Source organism: Citrobacter sp. RHBSTW-00570 (assembly GCF_013739755.1).
Lineage (GTDB): Bacteria > Pseudomonadota > Gammaproteobacteria > Enterobacterales > Enterobacteriaceae > Citrobacter > Citrobacter braakii.
Map to the genome: position 1 here is coordinate 3,187,098 of NZ_CP056399.1, position 16,544 is coordinate 3,203,641.

General features: G+C 49.2%; 14 protein-coding genes, 1 tRNA gene and 5 pseudogenes. 12 read left to right on the top strand and 8 right to left on the bottom strand.

The window, feature by feature from the left end; all coding sequences use genetic code 11:
* Positions 1-235 precede the first annotated feature (235 nt).
* The 4 genes and pseudogenes from HV237_RS15240 to HV237_RS26210 all read left to right on the top strand — a co-directional run.
* Entirely contained in the window at positions 236-598 is a 363-nt protein-coding gene (locus tag HV237_RS15240; RefSeq protein WP_046274453.1) for a GtrA family protein, read from the top strand.
* Positions 595-1,518 carry a glycosyltransferase family 2 protein gene (locus HV237_RS15245; protein ID WP_046274452.1) on the top strand — a complete coding sequence of 308 codons (924 nt, stop codon included), beginning with the start codon at positions 595-597 and terminating at the stop codon, positions 1,516-1,518. Before HV237_RS15240 ends, HV237_RS15245 begins: the two co-directional genes overlap by 4 nt.
* Before the next feature lies 1 nt (position 1,519).
* Positions 1,520-2,962 (top strand): glucosyltransferase domain-containing protein, encoded by a 1,443-nt coding sequence (locus tag HV237_RS15250; protein WP_047359358.1) that lies wholly within the window; start codon positions 1,520-1,522, stop codon positions 2,960-2,962.
* 219 nt (positions 2,963-3,181) lie between these two features.
* Positions 3,182-3,616: pseudogene (locus HV237_RS26210) on the top strand (tyrosine-type recombinase/integrase); the annotation flags it as partial.
* An 80-nt stretch (positions 3,617-3,696) separates the two neighbouring features.
* Here HV237_RS26210 and HV237_RS15260 read toward each other — a convergent pair.
* Both HV237_RS15260 and HV237_RS15265 read right to left on the bottom strand, forming a co-directional pair.
* Positions 3,697-4,704, bottom strand: a pseudogene (locus HV237_RS15260) (GIY-YIG nuclease family protein); the annotation flags it as partial.
* Positions 4,703-4,843, bottom strand: a pseudogene (locus HV237_RS15265) (glycosyltransferase); the annotation flags it as partial. The pseudogenes HV237_RS15260 and HV237_RS15265, both read right to left, overlap by 2 nt.
* Between HV237_RS15265 and HV237_RS15270 the strand changes: the two are divergent.
* Positions 4,841-5,293, top strand: a pseudogene (locus tag HV237_RS15270) (DUF4942 domain-containing protein); the annotation flags it as partial. The pseudogenes HV237_RS15265 and HV237_RS15270 overlap by 3 nt on opposite strands.
* Positions 5,294-5,426: 133 nt before the next feature.
* Here HV237_RS15270 and HV237_RS15275 read toward each other — a convergent pair.
* Positions 5,427-5,514 (bottom strand) — tRNA-Ser (locus HV237_RS15275).
* Between the two features lie 142 nt (positions 5,515-5,656).
* On the bottom strand, positions 5,657-7,285 hold the full coding sequence (locus HV237_RS15280) for an ABC transporter substrate-binding protein (protein WP_047359360.1): 1,629 nt from the start codon (positions 7,283-7,285) through the stop codon (positions 5,657-5,659).
* A gap of 270 nt (positions 7,286-7,555) precedes the next feature.
* Here HV237_RS15280 and yccA point away from each other — a divergent pair, with 270 nt between their 5' ends.
* Positions 7,556-8,215 carry an FtsH protease modulator YccA gene (gene yccA / locus HV237_RS15285; protein WP_016152501.1) on the top strand — a complete coding sequence of 220 codons (660 nt, stop codon included), beginning with the start codon at positions 7,556-7,558 and terminating at the stop codon, positions 8,213-8,215.
* A gap of 56 nt (positions 8,216-8,271) precedes the next feature.
* Here the strand turns inward: yccA and HV237_RS15290 are convergent, their stop codons facing one another.
* On the bottom strand, positions 8,272-8,748 hold the full coding sequence (locus tag HV237_RS15290; RefSeq protein WP_047359361.1) for a hypothetical protein: 477 nt from the start codon (positions 8,746-8,748) through the stop codon (positions 8,272-8,274).
* Complete coding sequence (locus HV237_RS15295; protein ID WP_047359362.1) at positions 8,745-9,500, bottom strand: winged helix-turn-helix domain-containing protein; 756 nt, start codon at positions 9,498-9,500, stop codon at positions 8,745-8,747. The genes HV237_RS15290 and HV237_RS15295 overlap by 4 nt, the downstream gene beginning before the upstream one ends.
* Positions 9,501-9,808: 308 nt before the next feature.
* Between HV237_RS15295 and HV237_RS15300 the strand changes: the two genes are divergently transcribed.
* The 6 genes from HV237_RS15300 (at position 9,809) to tusE (ending at position 16,043) form a co-directional block, all read left to right on the top strand.
* A complete protein-coding gene (locus HV237_RS15300; protein ID WP_047359363.1) occupies positions 9,809-10,552 on the top strand; it encodes a fimbrial protein in 744 nt (247 codons plus the stop codon).
* Between the two features lie 74 nt (positions 10,553-10,626).
* A complete protein-coding gene (locus HV237_RS15305) occupies positions 10,627-11,133 on the top strand; it encodes a CS1 type fimbrial major subunit (RefSeq protein ID WP_016152497.1) in 507 nt (168 codons plus the stop codon).
* A gap of 72 nt (positions 11,134-11,205) precedes the next feature.
* Positions 11,206-13,923 carry a TcfC E-set like domain-containing protein gene (locus tag HV237_RS15310; RefSeq protein ID WP_047359364.1) on the top strand — a complete coding sequence of 906 codons (2,718 nt, stop codon included), beginning with the start codon at positions 11,206-11,208 and terminating at the stop codon, positions 13,921-13,923.
* A gap of 1 nt (position 13,924) precedes the next feature.
* The gene (locus tag HV237_RS15315; RefSeq protein WP_052951302.1) at positions 13,925-15,082 is read left to right on the top strand and encodes a CfaE/CblD family pilus tip adhesin; all 1,158 of its coding nucleotides are present in this window, start codon (positions 13,925-13,927) and stop codon (positions 15,080-15,082) included.
* A 10-nt stretch (positions 15,083-15,092) separates the two neighbouring features.
* The gene (locus tag HV237_RS15320) at positions 15,093-15,644 is read left to right on the top strand and encodes a LuxR C-terminal-related transcriptional regulator (protein WP_016156140.1); all 552 of its coding nucleotides are present in this window, start codon (positions 15,093-15,095) and stop codon (positions 15,642-15,644) included.
* A gap of 69 nt (positions 15,645-15,713) precedes the next feature.
* Complete coding sequence (tusE, locus tag HV237_RS15325) at positions 15,714-16,043, top strand: sulfurtransferase TusE (protein WP_016152493.1); 330 nt, start codon at positions 15,714-15,716, stop codon at positions 16,041-16,043.
* Here the strand turns inward: tusE and yccX are convergent.
* Together yccX and HV237_RS26215 are read right to left on the bottom strand one after the other, a co-directional pair.
* Positions 16,040-16,321: an acylphosphatase gene (gene yccX / locus HV237_RS15330; protein WP_016152492.1), complete on the bottom strand. Its 282-nt coding sequence runs from the start codon at positions 16,319-16,321 to the stop codon at positions 16,040-16,042. The genes tusE and yccX overlap by 4 nt on opposite strands.
* A pseudogene (locus HV237_RS26215) lies at positions 16,320-16,502 on the bottom strand (hypothetical protein); the annotation flags it as partial. The gene yccX and the pseudogene HV237_RS26215, both read right to left, overlap by 2 nt.
* Positions 16,503-16,544 lie beyond the last annotated feature (42 nt).

Consider the following 16,544-nt stretch of genomic DNA (forward strand, 5'->3'; position numbering starts at 1 on the left):
GGATTGTAACCAGCGGATTGCAGAGGATTGAGGACAAAAGTCCTGCTCAGAGGATCGGCCTCTCATTTCTGAGAGTTAGTGTTGCGGGCTTGTGGCCCAGCGGAAAACTGCGCTCCCGGCAGAGTCGCTCGGATGTATCGCAAAACAAGTCTCTGCGAAAGGTAAAAGTCGAAGTGTCGATCTCGTTTTGTATCAATGTTAAACTCGCACACTTTCTATTAAACCTTTCTTAATTATGATAAAGCTACTTTCACGCTACATTTCCGTAGGGATTGTAAACACGGCATTACATTGGGCGGTGTTCGGCATCATGGTATACATCATGAAAAATGACCAGGCCGTGAGCAACGTGGTGGCGTTTTTGATAGCTGTGACATTTTCATTTTTTGCAAACGCAAAATTTACATTTAGCGCAAAAGCCACCGGCCGAGGGTATGTGCTATTTGTTGGATTTATGGGACTACTAAGCTTTATCTCTGGTCAGGTATCTGATCACTACAACATTTCCCCTCTCATAACGTTGATAGAGTTCTCCTCCATCAGCTTGGTATGCGGCTTCTTATACTCCAGGTTCATTGTTTTTAGGGATCCGAAATGAAAATTTCTCTGATTGTGCCGGTGTTCAATGAAGAAGATACAATACCTATTTTCTACAACACGGTGCGTGGACATGAAGAACTAAAAAAATATGATGTTGAAATTGTGTTTATCAACGACGGTAGCAAAGACGCTACAGAATCAATCATTAATGCTCTCGCCGTATCTGATAAGCTCGTCGTCCCCATATCATTTACGCGCAACTTTGGAAAAGAACCAGCAATCTTTGCCGGCCTTGAGCGTTCCTCTGGTGAAGCAGTTATTCCGATCGATGTTGACCTACAGGATCCAATCGAAATAATTCCATTGATGGTCGATAAGTGGCTTGCGGGTGCAGATATTGTGCTGGCAAAGCGCGCAGACCGCTCCACGGATGGAAAACTGAAGCGCAAAACCGCTGAATGGTTCTATAAATTACACAATAAAATAAGCGATCCAAAGATCGAAGAAAATGTTGGTGACTTTAGACTTATGTCCCGCGATGTAGTTGATAACATCAAACTCATGCCGGAACGTAATCTCTTTATGAAAGGTGTGCTTAGCTGGGTAGGTGGCAATACTGATGTTGTTGAGTACACACGCGCAGGACGCATTGCTGGTAAATCAAAATTTAATGGCTGGAAATTGTGGAATCTTGCTCTGGAGGGTATTACCAGTTTTTCAACGTTCCCATTGCGAATATGGACCTACATTGGTTTTTTTGTAGCCGCTGTATCCTTTTTGTTCGGTGCATGGATGATTATAGACAAGATTTTTTGGGGAAATCCGGTCGCGGGATATCCATCTATTATTGTTTCAATCCTTTTCCTTGGTGGGATTCAGTTAATTGGTATCGGTGTGCTTGGTGAGTACATAGGTAGAATCTACATCGAAACCAAACAACGGCCACGTTATATAGTTAAAAAACAAGATGGGATTTAAAATGTTCTCCAGATACGATAAAAAAGCATTGTTTATTTACTCAGGATTAGCCCTGTTGTTTATTTACCCGTTAATCCAGGCAGGCATATATTACAGAGATGATTTAGACAGGTCTATAACTGGATATTACGGCTGGCGTGGTTTAGGTCGACCTTTTGCAGATATTTTAACCAGATTTTTTTCTGCCAGTGGGCACTATAACCTGGACCTATTTCCTTATACCATGCTCGCATCGTGTATTTTCTTAGGCGCATCTGCGCTTGCGCTCAGTAAACACCTGATTAAATCAGATATTCCGAACGCAAACATGGTTGCCGCACTTTTAATATTCAACCCATTCATTTTGCAAAATATTGCGTACAGATATGATAGTCTCGGAATGTCGATTGCCTTTTTCCTTGCGGTGGTTGCATATACTTATAAAAATAAAAATCTGACGATAGAGGTTGCGACAAAATTAATCGCTGGCGTATTATCTTTAACTTTATATCAACCATGTGCCAATATTTTTATTGGTTTGCTTGCAATTGATGTAATCATCATCGCAACAAAAAAAGATGTAAAGGTCAAGGAATCAATAATTTTCTTATTCAAAAAAACAATTTTATTCGTATTATTTTTTCTTATCTATATGCTTTTTTTCTCGCCTAAAAATAACTCTCGAGCAGAATTAATACATCTAGACCAAGGGGGATTAGAGCATCTGGCCAAAACATTAATTGCCTTAAAAGAAATGGTTCTTTCTTATCTATATCATCCGGTTTACATTTACTTCGCAATCCCAATACTTATAAGTTGCGTGTTTATGCTCATTGCTTACCGTAATAATATAAAGCAAATAGCATCATTTATTTTGTACGGAGCTGTATCCTTTTTAATATTCATTATTTCACTTATGGGGCCAACATTATTACTTCAGGACGCACCAGTACTTCCCCGTACTTTAGTCTCATTTTCAGTTATATTGGTTATAATTGCTATCCCGATTATGCGTTTCGCTCCTCGTTTTAAATACGCTGCACTGATCCCAGTCATTGCTTCGCTTGCTTTTAGTGCTCAACTAAGCAACGCTATGAAGTCACAACAAGAATATGAAGATTTTGTTTTTAGCATGATTGCGCAAGACATTGCCACTCATAAAGACATCGTATCCATTGGTACTGTAGGCCAATTGAATAAAAATGAAAGAGCAAGGTTATTAATAGATAACAAACCACTTATAGGCTATTTCGTTTTTCCAGCCACTAAATTTTTAGCGTCATATCAATTGATCAACAAAGGGTTCACACAAACCCTTCATGGTTATGGGGATGAGCAAAAAAATAAAAATATATTATCTGAAATGATAAAAAAAGGTATTAAACCGGTCTCATCAAATGAGTATTATACATTATTCATTTCGGACAATAACGCCATCGTGTCTTTAGGGAAATATAATAATTAATTATTTCCAGCCCTCGCACTTAATGCTGAGGGCTTTATTTTCGAAGAGTCAGCACCAATCATATCCAGCGAAAAAGAAGTTACCCAGAGCTCGCCAGGGCTGAAGTGGTGAGTCTGATAGTTGCCGGTAATTCCATTCCCTTGCCAATTTCAGGCAACGTAACAGAACTAACTCTCACAGCAACAGGTTTCAAATTTTCCTTATAAGCAAGAATGGGTCCATCAGCCAGCTATGCCATGGAAGAGTAACCCTCTTTTTCTGGCAACCCACATCCAGCATGGTGAACCTTACAATGTCAGCAAAGCGTTGCTGAGTATTGCCATACTCACGGCTTGTCGTTAAGGGGAAGCTCTAGCCATGAAATGGTCTGAACTTAACTTTAAAATGCTGTCTGGACTATTCTGCAGAAAAAATGAAAGCCAGTCAGATGCACCGTGTACCACTGTCAAAACAGGCAATGGCGATAATTGAAAATATGCGGGGCCTGAATAAAGAGCTCGTTTTCCCTTCTCCACGTAAACAGATCGTTTTATCAGATATGGTACTGACAGCTTTTCTTCGCAGAGTCAAAGCTAAAAGCGATGTTCCAGGCCGGGTTGCAACAGCACATGGATTTGTTCGAGTTTTCGTGATTGGTGCAGTGAGCACGGATACCGGTTTTTATTTTACGTGGTGAGATGTCATTCATGACCCGTTGTCCATTTGACGTATAAGGAGCTATTGAAAGTCATTGTTTATGCGGCTTCGCTTTCTGCATATTCGAGACTCTGCAGATACTGTAGCGCCACAGGGTCAGCAATATATTCAACCAGCCCGTGGTGACGCTCCACCTCATCGATAATTCTGCTGAGCTCGACCCGGAAGAACTCCTTACGCAGGTTGATGCGGTTAATCCGGTAGCTTTCCAGATGGTCATGCAGTGTCTTTTCAAGCGCAGGAGCGTCATCGCAGGAAATCATGGCGTGGACGTCAAAATCAAACGGCACGGCTGCGCCACTTAACTCTTTCACGCGCTCCATAGGCTCCAGCCGTCGGGTCATACCAATTTTAAAAACGTTTTCACCGAAGGAGCCGATATTCGAAATCACATACACATGGCCCAGCTTCGTGAGCTGGGCCATGGATTTGGCGCGCTCATACTGCTGATGCACGTCCTGGATTTTTTGCTCCAGCTCCAGACGCTGTCGTTCCAGCTCTTCCCGGTGAGCACCTTCAGCAGCGAGCAGAGCCTCCCCCAGTAAGCGCTGCTGCTCAGCAAGGCGTTGCTCCTCCTCTTCCGCTTCGCGCTGCTGCTTCTCCAGTTCGTCCTGACGCTGTTTTTCTTCCCGCATCTGACGCTTGAGCTCTGCCTGATATTCTTTTTCTTCCTGCGCTTTTTCCAACAGGGCCACCTTATCCAGAAACTGCTGTTTTACGCTTTCCCAGTCGGCATTATCTTCAAGTTCCAGAAAGGTGATTTTCTCGCTTATAGCAGCATAAGCGTCTCTCTCTTTTCTGAGCTGGTCGTACTTGCTTTGCCAGTTATTCACCGTAGTGCCGGAAAGCAGTGTTTTGACTTTGAATTTATACGCGGAGTCCACAATACGCTGCAGTGCCCGGGAGGCTTTATTTCTGGCATTGTGAAAGTCATCCCACTGACCGGAAAGCTGTTTCTTTTCCTGATACAGGCCGCGAGCTACTTCAGTACTGACGGTTTCGTCAAAGGCTTTCTCTTTCTGTGCCAGGTCCGACGCGGCCTGTTTCGGCTATCCGATCATCGGCATCCAGGAACACCACCCATTCGCCACTGTGAATCGCCAGTGCGGCGTTACGCGCGGCATACAACCCCTGATTTTCCTGATGGATAAGGACCAGTCGCTCATCGGTGATAGCGCTGAGAATATCCTGAGCACGTTTGAGCAACTACATCTGAATAAAGGCGAGGTGTTTGAGCGCGGTGTGATAAATGTGTTCAAAGGCTTATCGTGGGATTTTAAGACCAATAGCCCATGTAAATTTGGGAAGAAGATCATCGTGACGGGGCTGGTCAAATTTGACCGGTGAGGATTTGGGCTTAACTGGGGCCGGCAGTGCGCTCGGTTAGCTGATCTTGAGCGGATGCTGATGCTTATGGATGGTCAGCCTGTCCCCGACAATCGCGCTGACGTTACCCGTCGGCTGAGCGACCATATCCATGAAAACCAGCACAGCAACCGTTACGAAGACGAGATGTTTTCAATCAAATACTTTCAGAAGGGGACGGCTCATATTACGTTCAGACGAGCAGAACTGGTTGATAAGCTGAACGACATTATCGCCCGGCACTATCCGGGAGCTCTGGCGGCAAGATGAAAGGGGTGTGACCTGTCCAATGCCTGCTCAACTGAGCCAGCGCAAGCCAGACGGTAATGGCATACTGGATGGCATACTGGAAACTGGCAGAAAAGAAAAAACCCAAGTCGCATAACGACTTGGGTTTCGTATTTGGCGGAAGCGTAGAGATTCGAACTCTAGAACCCTTTCGGGTCGCCGGTTTTCAAGACCGGTGCCTTCAACCGCTCGGCCACGCTTCCAATGAGGCGCACTATAAACATCCCGAACGGACCTGTAAAGCATCAATGCGTTCGTTTGCCTGAAAAACAGCCAAAATATTGTTAATCGACTGAAATAACAACAGATTGACCGTTTATTCAGCACAAATACTGGCTACAGCGCTTAATGTTTTTTGATGAACATATCTTTGGTGTAGTAATTTCCCCGGTTATCTGGCGCAAATCCTCCCACCCACGGCTTCACAAGATGCGTGCGGACATAGTGGTAAACCGGAATCGCTGGTACATCCTCTCCTAAAAGGTCTTCAGCCTGCTGGTAGTATTTGCCTCGCTCCTCCAGCGAAGTTGCTTTCGCCGCCTTGCGCATCGCGTCATCAAAAGCGGGATTGCTGTACCTGGTGGTATTCTCGCTATCGCCGGTACGGAAAATATTGAGGAAACTTGAGGCATCATCATAATCGGCGATCCATGCGTAGCGCACGACGTCAAAATTACCGGTGTGCATGGTATCCAGCATGGTTTTCCATTCCTGATTTTGCAGCTTCGCCTCTACGCCGAGGTTTTTCTTCCACATTGACGATGCGGCAATGGCAATACGCTGGTGCGTTTCGAAGGTGTTATAGAGCAGATTTAGGCTAAGCGGATGCTCAGGGCCATAACCGGCTTCAGCCAGCAGTTTCTTAGCCTCGGTAATGCGTTTTTCGAGCGGCCACGCCGCATATTCCGGCGCATGCAGTTGCACTCCCCCTATTTCCGGCTGGCTGATAACCCACGCCGCGCGTTGTCCCTGCCCCATCACCTTTTGTGCGATGATGTCTTTATCTAACGCCATATTCAGCGCCCGGCGCACGCGCGGGTCATTAAACGGCGCTCGAGTCGTATTGAACTGATAGTAATAGGTTGAAAGCTGAGGTGAGACATGGAGTTCATCGCCCATCGTCTTTTTCAACTGCGCGAACTGATTGACCGGGACGCTATACACAATGTCGATTTCGCCGGCCTTATAGCGGTTAACGTCTGCGGACTCTGAACTGATGGGCAAATAAGTGACCTTATCAATGACGGTGTGCCGATCGTCCCAATAATGCGGGTTACGCACGGCAACGATGCGCTCATTGACTACCCACTGCGATAACTTGTACGCCCCGCTGCAGACAAAATGTTCTGGCCGGGTCCACTTATCACCAAAGCGGCCGATCAGCACTTTATCCAGCGGAACCAGTGACGGGTGCGCCAGCATCGCCAGAAACGCCGCCGTTGGTTGCGTCAGGGTAATTTCCAGCGTGCTATCATCCAGGGCTTTGACCCCGATAGAGGCGGGATCTTTTTTCCCTTGGGCAATATCGAGGGCGTTTGCTACGTGCATATTGCCCAGATACGAGGAATAAGGTGAAGCTGTTTGCGGTGAGACCAGACGCTGCCAGCTCCAGACGACATCCTGTGCGGTAATGGCAGACCCATCTGACCAGGTTATGCCCGGACGTAAATGAAAGGTCCAGACGGTGTTGTCTTTGTTCTCCCAGGACGCGGCCAGCCGGGGTTCGATAGACCCATCCGACTTAACCGCCACCAGTCCGTCGAACATATCGCTGATTAAATTAAATTCAACGTTGCTTTCGACTTTATGCGGATCCAGCGACGCTGGCTCACTGCCATTGTTTCTGACCAGTTCCTGTTTTTCTGCAAGAATTGTTCCTGCGGGAACATTTGCCGCCATCGCCGCGCCGTTGATAGACATCAAACAGACAGTCAACAGCGTAAACGTCAATATCTTCGATTTATGTTGAATCATTCCCTTTACCTTATTGCTCTGTTTTATGTAGACACCGCTGTCACTGTCAGAGAGAAACAGGAATAACGCAATATTTTTCAGTTACCTGGCAGATATCTAACAGGCATTTTTACACATATAGTGCTAACATCTGATTCGGGAGCTTTTGTTGAAATAATATGCTTAAGCCTGGCGGGTTAAAATGCGTAAAGATGGGTAAAACCGCTGTGTCATTCCCCTTGATTTCATTATCCTCCATCATTAATTACATCTGTCATAAGAGAGTGACTCATGGATCGTATTATTAGTTCTTCACGCGATCGTACATCGCTACTCAGCACGCATAAGGTGCTGCGCAATACCTATTTCCTGCTCAGCCTGACGCTGGCGTTTTCGGCGCTCACTGCGACTGCCAGTACCGTACTGATGTTGCCCTCTCCGGGGCTTATCCTGACGCTGGTGGGTATGTATGGTCTGATGTTCCTGACCTATAAAACGGCGGATAAACCGGTTGGTATTCTGTCAGCTTTCGCTTTCACCGGCTTCCTGGGCTACATTCTGGGACCGATCCTGAACACATACCTGTCTGCGGGCATGGGTGATGTTATCGCCATGGCTTTGGGCGGTACGGCGCTGGTCTTCTTCAGTTGCTCAGCCTACGTGCTGACCACGCGGAAAGACATGTCCTTCCTCGGCGGTATGCTGATGGCAGGGATCGTGGTGGTGCTGATTGGTATGGTTGCGAATATCTTCCTGCAGTTGCCGGCTTTACATCTGGCGATCAGCGCGGTGTTTATTCTGATTTCTTCAGGCGCAATCCTGTTTGAAACCAGTAATATCATCCGTGGCGGTGAAACCAACTACATCCGTGCCACCGTCAGCCTGTACGTTTCGCTGTACAACATCTTCGTCAGCCTGCTGAGCATTCTGGGCTTCGCCAGCCGCGATTAAGCAGCATCACTGATACGAAAAAAGAGAATGCCAATGGCATTCTCTTTTTTTATACCTTATTGACCCCGGCAGATATAGGTAGGATAGCGCCGGTCCTGAATAAGCCACACAGCAGGTGAAAGTTCAGAGATCGTCAGGTAGTAGCGTGAGGTCGGATAGGCGAAACTCCCCCATTGGGCATTCGGCGTACTGTCATTGTGGCGAAGCCAGGTTTTGGTGTAGGTCAATACAATGACGTTGTCATCGTCCCGCTGCTCCCACGTAAAGTCTACATCCCTGTCAACGATAAAATTTTGCCCGCCAGCTCTTGCCGCACCTTTATAGGTGGTCAACCCTGTACCGTCCCGATGAAAATAGAACTGAGCAAGGGCATTTACCTTCACTTCACTTGCTTTTCCCTCATTGCGCGTAAAGTTAAACTCAGTGCTGCAGGCCAGCACATCACTTTTTCCCGTCGCGCCGCAATAGTAAAACAGCGCCAGCGCGCCGCCGACCAGGGCTCCGCCCAGTCCAAAAAGAAGCCTTATTTTCATTTTCCAGCCCCGTTTTTATAGCGAATGGTCTTGCACAGACGGCTTTTATTGACCGGGCAGGCCCCGATAAACAGTTCATCAGCAGTTGCAAGCGAAAAACGGGCGCTGAAAAAATAAATAGCATACTCCTCGCGCTCGCAAGCCACGTCATTGGCCTCCAGTCGCTCAGCTAATTTTGATAGCACTAACGGCCGTCCATGATCTTCGATAACCCAAATACTACAACGCGCGATTTTTTCCTGGACCGGCTTTAATTTCGCCGGAACAGTTATCTCCTGCGGGCGGCTAATGTAAAAGATCGCTCCCAACGGCACGGCAATCAATGCCCCTATTCTGAACCACTTTTTCAGGGATACTCGCCGGGGCAGAACGTCTTGTTGCGCTGAGGGGGGTTGCGGATCAACGGCTTGAATTTTCTCTCCAGGCTGAAAAATCACATCAGCATCAAAACGGAAACCATAGCGCGGGACAGTGACGATCAATTCGTGCCCCTCTCCCAGAGACTGGAAGCTTTTACGCAGTTCGCTTACCGCTTTATTGAGATTATTTCCTGATGGCGTAAAGCCAAATTCTTCCCACACGCGAGCGATCAATTCCTCCCGGCTTAAGTCGCGTCCTCGGTGTTTAATGAATTCCTGTAAAAGACGAACGGCTGGCGCCGAAAGTGTTAATACAGACTCGGGTTGTCCAACAAGACTTATTGCATGTGCTTCAGGATCAAATAACAACGAATTATTGCATATAAAAAACATCTTTTATTCTCGGCTGTTACCGCATGCTTTTTATTCCCTGGTACGTCGATATGAAAACCGCCCCCTGACCTGCTTATTTTTTCATCAGAAGGAATTTTCCTCCCATCCTTGGCCGCGGTATTTTCGCTTAACTATACAACCTTAAAGCCAGAAAAGCAGGATAAAAAACTGTATATAACGAGTTAACTAATACAAATTTTCACAAATCGCTGTTCTGGTTAAAGTTTCCCTGCCCTGAAGCGATACGAAAGCAGACGGTGTCCTGGTGTTAACGCGCCGCCTTTAAACTCAGAGCAGGCAGACTGATTGTGAAACAGAAAAAAAGAGTGAGCATGACAACCGCCTTTTATGTCGCCGCGCTGTCATTGCCATTTTTCTCAGAAATGACAATGGCCAATATGAGCGTGTATCCCATGGAGCTGAATGTAGACAGATCCGGTGCGGCGCAAATTAAGGTGGCTTCAAAAACGGATGATATTCAGTTCATTCGGGTGAGGCAAAAGAAAATTCTTAATCCCGGAACAGCCCAGGAAAAAGAAATTGACGTCGCTTCGTGGAAAGAAGGTGGCGTGGTGGTTACGCCCGAGAAATTTGCTCTGGCTGCAGGAGCGATGCGCGTTGTTCGTCTGGTATCGCTTATACCTCCGAAAAAAGAGACCACCTGGCGTGTCTATTTTGAAGGGGTAAAACAACCTGACAGCATTATTCCGGGCAAGGCAGAAACCCCTGCAGCAATGGCGACATTAGGTGTCAATGTGATCTGGGGCGCACTGGTCCACATTGCTCCAGAAGAAAACGTAATTTCACTGTCGATTGACCCTCGCCGGGGAACGTTAAAAAACAACGGCACATTGCGTGTGCCGCTCAGAGAGATTGGTATTTGTGATGCTGTTTCATCGTGTAAATGGATAAAAGAAGACGCGACGATTTATCCGGACACTGAACGGAAATTAAAAACGCTCACTATGAAACAGGGTCAGAAATATAAGTTCCGCTACTTCAACTGGGTGAATAAAACCGCTGAAGAAGCTGATTTACCCGTCGTGCAATAACATGACGGCACAGTAAAAACCCACGTAGTTTGTTTAAAGAGCCAAGGTGCTCATTTGTAAATATGGAGATATCAATGCGTAACTATATTAAACCTCTGATGATTGTTGCCGCGATGGCCTCGTCCTTTAGCGCGCTGGCGATTCAAAAAGATATTACCGTCAACGCCAGCGTTGACTCACAGTTGGATATGACTCAGGCCGATAACACGCCACTGCCGGCCAGCATCGACATGCAGTACCTGCCAGGCCGTGGGCTGGAAAGCTACCGCCTGAACACCAAGGTGTGGTCTAACTCCGCCACCAGCAATGTCAAAGTGCGCCTCGTTAGCGCAGCTAAGCTCACCAATATGGATGGCGACGAGACTGTACCGATGACGGTGATTCTGGGTGATAAAACACTGTCTACCACCGATGCCGAATTTACCGGAACTGAACTGTTCCCAGGCAGCATTGAAAACGGTTCAGCGGTACTGCCACTGACCATTTCTCAGACCACCAAAGGCATTCTGAAAACCGGTCAGTACAGCGGCGTTGTCAGCCTGATGCTGACGCAGGCGACGACCACGGAAGGCGGTGCGTAACACCACAGTACATAAGGGATAACGTCAGAGGGTGCCCACCCTCTGACGTCAGGATGATGTCGAGGCTTGGTCATGGCGTTTCACAGAAATACTCTCCTCTTAGTTGCTTTATTACCCGCATCCATCCAACTCGCCTGCGCCGAGATGGCCGTCCCGGCAGGTTTCGAAGATCTGGCAAAAACGCAGCGCCTGTGGATAGAGGTTAACCTCTATGGCGAATCGCTTGGCCTTTTTGAAACGGATATCACACTTGAATCGGTCAGTTTTGTCGCACCCGAAACCGTGGTCGCGGCTATCAAACGTCAGTTTAATGACGCTCCTGCCCTCGTTGCCACCGTGTCTGCAGCTCTCGCCGTTCCACTTGCCCGTAACGGCAACCTGGCGTGCAGCAGCAATGGCTCCGCAACGGGATGTGATTACATTGATACCCATCGTGCGGCCATTATCTATGATGAGAATAACGCGCGCATTAGTCTGTTTTTGGACAAGAAATTTCTGCCTAAACAGACCACAGAAAACCAGTGGTATCAGCCTACGCAGGGCACTGAGAATGCGTTGATCCATCAACAGAATATCAATTTTGTTGCCGACAGGGATTACCAGTCAGCCACCGTTCAGGGCAATGGCGCGCTGGCCATGACGCAGGACGGCTACTTTAATCTCGACTGGACCTGGCTGGGGCAGCGTTCAAGGCACCAGCAGCAACAAGAAATAACCGTCAACAATGCCTGGTTTCGCCAGGATATCTGGCGTCAGTACTATATTCAGTTAGGCGAGATGGATACCCGCGATCTGTTCAGTAATGCTGGTGGGAATATCAACCTCAGCCAACTGCCGCTGGGCAAAATTCGCGGCCTGCGCACAGGCTCGACAAGGGCATGGATCAATCCGGTTCAGCAGTCAAAGGGTACCCCCATCACCGTGCTGCTTTCCCATGATGCGCGTATTGACGCCCGCCGGGGCAATCAGCTGCTGGCCAGTTTTTATCTCAATGCCGGGGCTCAGACCCTGGACACGCGATCGTTCCCCGATGGGAGCTATACCGTGACGCTGTCCGTCTATGAAAATAACCGGCTGACACGTACCGAGCAGATACCGTTTACCCGCACCGGTATTACGCCGTTTGACCGCGTCGAGTGGTTCCTGCAGGCGGGCGAAACCGACAATAACAATCAAAACGATGAACGTAGCGCGGTCGCGCAGGCGGGTGTCCGCCTGCCTGTCACTCCAACGCTGGCACTCACCAGTGGCACAGCGATAAAGAAAAACCAACATTTTCTGGAAAATGCACTCGACTGGAGTCGTGGTTTCAATGCGGGTCCGATCGATGGCGTACTCTCGACCCGGTTTAGCTACCTTTACGGCAGCGAAGGACAACGCGGCAATATTCAGCAAATCAGCTATAACGACGGCTTTTCACTGAGCTTCTATCGCAACGCGTTATCAGCGGAAAACTGCAATACCCGAAGCGCGGGATATGACGCCGTAAATGGCTGTTATCGAAGCCTGTCGGTGATGTTCTCCGTCCCTGTCGGCACCTGGTACGCCAGCCTGGGATATTCGGATAACCGCAACGAAGGACGGTACGTTTCTCGTCGGGAACTCCCGGACAGTGACGATCGCCACGATGCAGGCTTGCCCTGGGAGTCGGTTTATATGACCCGCTCACGCACGCGGGCCTGGCAGGGTGGCTTGAGTACGGCTTTCAGCACGCGTGGTCTGAACATCAACAGCAGCATTAACCTTTTCATGCGTAACGATGACTCACGCGAAGGCAGGGATAAAGGCGGCTACCTGAGCGTGAGCCTGTCAATGGCGCATAACCGTCAGGGCAATGCGACAAGCTATACCTCTCTGGGCGCGACATGGCAGCACCAGCAGCATGATAAAAACCAGCTGAGCTATAACGTGGCGCACAACTGGTATGCCGACGCACGTGGTGAAAATGAGTATGGACTGAGCGCATCAGGTATTAACAGCGATTCACTCAATACCTCTGCCTACACGCGCCAGGGCGGACGATATGGCAACGGGAGCCTGACAGTCAGCGATGCCTGGGATCGTCAGGATCGGCGCCATACCCTGAGCAGCAGCGGCAATTACAACTCCACGCTTGCGCTGTCGCGCTCTGGTCTGTGGCTGGGCCGCTGGAGCGACGGACGTCCTGCTTCAGCCATCGCGGTTAACGTTGCCACACCGGAAGATTCCCAGGATCCGAGTATTGCCGTGTCGCTGGATAACGGCGGCAGTGCAGACATTCCAGGCAATAGCCGCGCCCTCTTCGCCGTGCCGGGCTATCAGCAGACTACGTTGACGATTAACGAATCGCTGGATGTCTCGCGGGGTGCCAGCAGTGAAATCACACAAGGTTCAGGCAGCAGAACGCTGTTTATGGTGCCAGGCAAACTGCTCCGCCGGGACGTGCAAACCACGGCAAGCTACACCTGGCTCGGCCAGTTAACTGACGAGCAACATTTGCCGTTTATCGGCGGCGTGCCACTGAACGTTAACGGCTGGAGCGACCTTGGCAACGGCGGGTTTAGCGCTCAAAGCGACGCTCTGCTGCATAACCTCTACCTGGTGCGTCAGCAGCAGTTTTATCAGTGCGAGCTGAATGTAAAGACTATGCGCGACGTCGTGCGTTACGTCGGGTCGATCCCTTGCCGGGAATTAACCTTCTCTGCCCTGCCGAATACTGTCCAGCAACAGGCACAGCTGATGCTCGCCGGACGATCGGTACTAACGGGTCCAACTGCCATGAATGCAGACAACGTCACAAAAGGGAAATGATGTGAACAAGCACTTAATTATTTTACTTTTTTTAAGCCTGTGGGCGGGCCAGACCCAGGCAGCGGCCCCTGCCGGAAGAAACACCAGCGTCGGTATCAGCTTCGATCGCATGGCCCCCCCCGCGCGCTTTGATATCTGGGTTCATGAACCGAGCGGCTATGATACCGCTAATCCGCAAAAGTGGGGACGTAATACTCTGACGTGTCTGTCCCGTACCGACTCTGCAGTGGGCGCCTGCATGACCGCCCCGGTCTGGTTCACGGCGAACCCGGGGACACCTTATGCCATCAATTTACGTTTTACGCATGCCCTTACCAGCAAAACGGTGGATCTTAAGGTTTATGGCGACCACTACATGTTTATCAATAATAAAGTTTTTACCTATGCCAGTTTTGTCACGGGAGGGACAGAGATTGTTGCAAACTGGAACAGAGAACCTTACTTCGATTTCTATATCGTGAAAAGCGAGCTGGAAAAGCTCGCTCTGCCGGGTATCTGGACCGCAACGCTGAAGCAGAACCTGCGTGAATGGGATACTGCCAACTGCGGCGGGAACTTCAACGACGTCAATACCGGATGTCCAGGCTATCGCGCCATTGCTAGCTGGCAGGCCACGATGCGCATTGAGGTTGTCGATCCGGGTAATCAGCAGATTTATCTGCCGGCATTTCCGCACTCAACGCCTGTCGTTAACCTCAACCTGACCAACTTCCCGGGGCGGCCGGGTGGCAGTGAAATCCAGGGTGAAAACACGCTGGATATGTGCCTGTACGACGGCAAAAACAGTACCAGCACCCGCACTTATCTTCGGTTTGAGGACGACGGACTCCCCTCAACGGACCGTGCGGAAGAGGCATTTTCAATCCGGCGACGCGGCGGAAGTCAGACCGATGCGCGGGATCGTCTCGACTATCAGGTTTTCGTCACTAATCCCGTCACGGGCGCAACCGAAACCATCGCCAACGGTAAAACCCTGGTCTGGCAAGGCACCAACGATCCGCAGCATCTGCGTCAGGTCGTCCTGCCCGGCGGACGTGAGAGCGTACTGTGCGTACCTGCCCCTATTGTTCTGAAAACTCCAGCGTTTGCAGCCAGCAGTAAAAACGCCGGGGATTACACCGGCACGCTACGCATCATCTACACACCCAGTACGTTATAAAGAGGCCGCCGTGAATTACGTCATTCTTGATAATAATCGTTTTTATGCCGAAGGGTTGCGCTACGCCCTTCTGCGCCGTAACGCTCACACTCAAGTTGAGAGTGGCGCGTTACAGTGGCACCGTTCGCTGTTGGCCTGCGACACCCTCGTTGTGCGTTGCCGCTTTTCCGTCGCGAGGACGCATCTGGCGCTGGTCGACATTCTGCTTCAACTGGAGGCCAGGCGCTGGGAGGGAACGGTTTATCTGGTGTGCAATGAAAAAGGCTGGGCACTGGCCACGCATTTACGAAAGCGTTTTGCCACGCTGACCTTACATATCATTGATGACAGAATTGCCGTCGTGGATGCGGCGTATCTGCTTGCTAAAGAGCCCCGTCGGGTACGCAGTCTGAATTGCTGCCTGACTGGCATGGAGTTCAATGTTCTCGACAGGCTGGTTAACGGTCAATCGGTAAAACATGTTGCGCAAATGACGCAGATTAGCGAAAAACAGGTTTCGACGTATAAATGCAACGCGCTGAAGAAGCTTAATGCCAACAATCTGCTACAGCTACTTCTGTAGGTCGAGGTTTCTCACGCCGCCCCTTATTTGCTAAACTAAGGGCGGTTTTTACTTTATCGACAGAGCACTATGTTCATTTTTGCAGGCCATGAAATTGAGACCGATAGCGAAGGCTATCTGAAAGACACCACGCAATGGAGCGAGCCGCTGGCGGAGAAAATCGCCGAAAACGAAGGTATCGTTCTCTCCCCCGAACACTGGGAAGTGGTGCGTTTCGTTCGCGAGTTTTATCTGGAGTTTAATACCTCCCCCGCTATCCGCATGCTGGTAAAAGCGATGGCCAACAAGTTTGGCGAAGAAAAAGGCAACAGCCGTTATCTCTATCGCCTGTTTCCGAAAGGCCCAGCTAAGCAGGCAACTAAAATTGCTGGCCTGCCAAAACCGGTGAAATGTATTTAATAGCGGATACTAAATCCCTTTAGCTCGTCGCCAGGGCGGTGCGGTTCGCTGAGAACCCGATCAACCCTGGCGCTGCGCGGTCCCCCGGCTTTCAACCACTTCATCAGTTGTTCCACCCGCTCGCTTTCACCACAGGCGACAACTTCTACGCTGCCGTCATCCATATTCTTCGCATAGCCGGTCAACCCCAGCCGTTGCGCTTCATGCTGGGTGGTGTAGCGAAATCCTACCCCCTGAACCCGGCCATAGACCCAGGCGATGATGCAGACTTTCGACATTGCGGTTCTCCTTATCAACATAAATGAAAGAACAGGTACCGATGGACAGATGACCGGCAATCTCCTGATCTGTCCATAGATTAGCAGGGGATAACTGAATAAGTTGTCGCACCTGTTCAGTGAGATTAAACCGTCGCTCGATAAGCAGAGCTCCCGCCATACCATCATGCAGTAGCGCCAGACGCTGATGATTGACCTCACCATCTGTGCTACTCTACGCGCC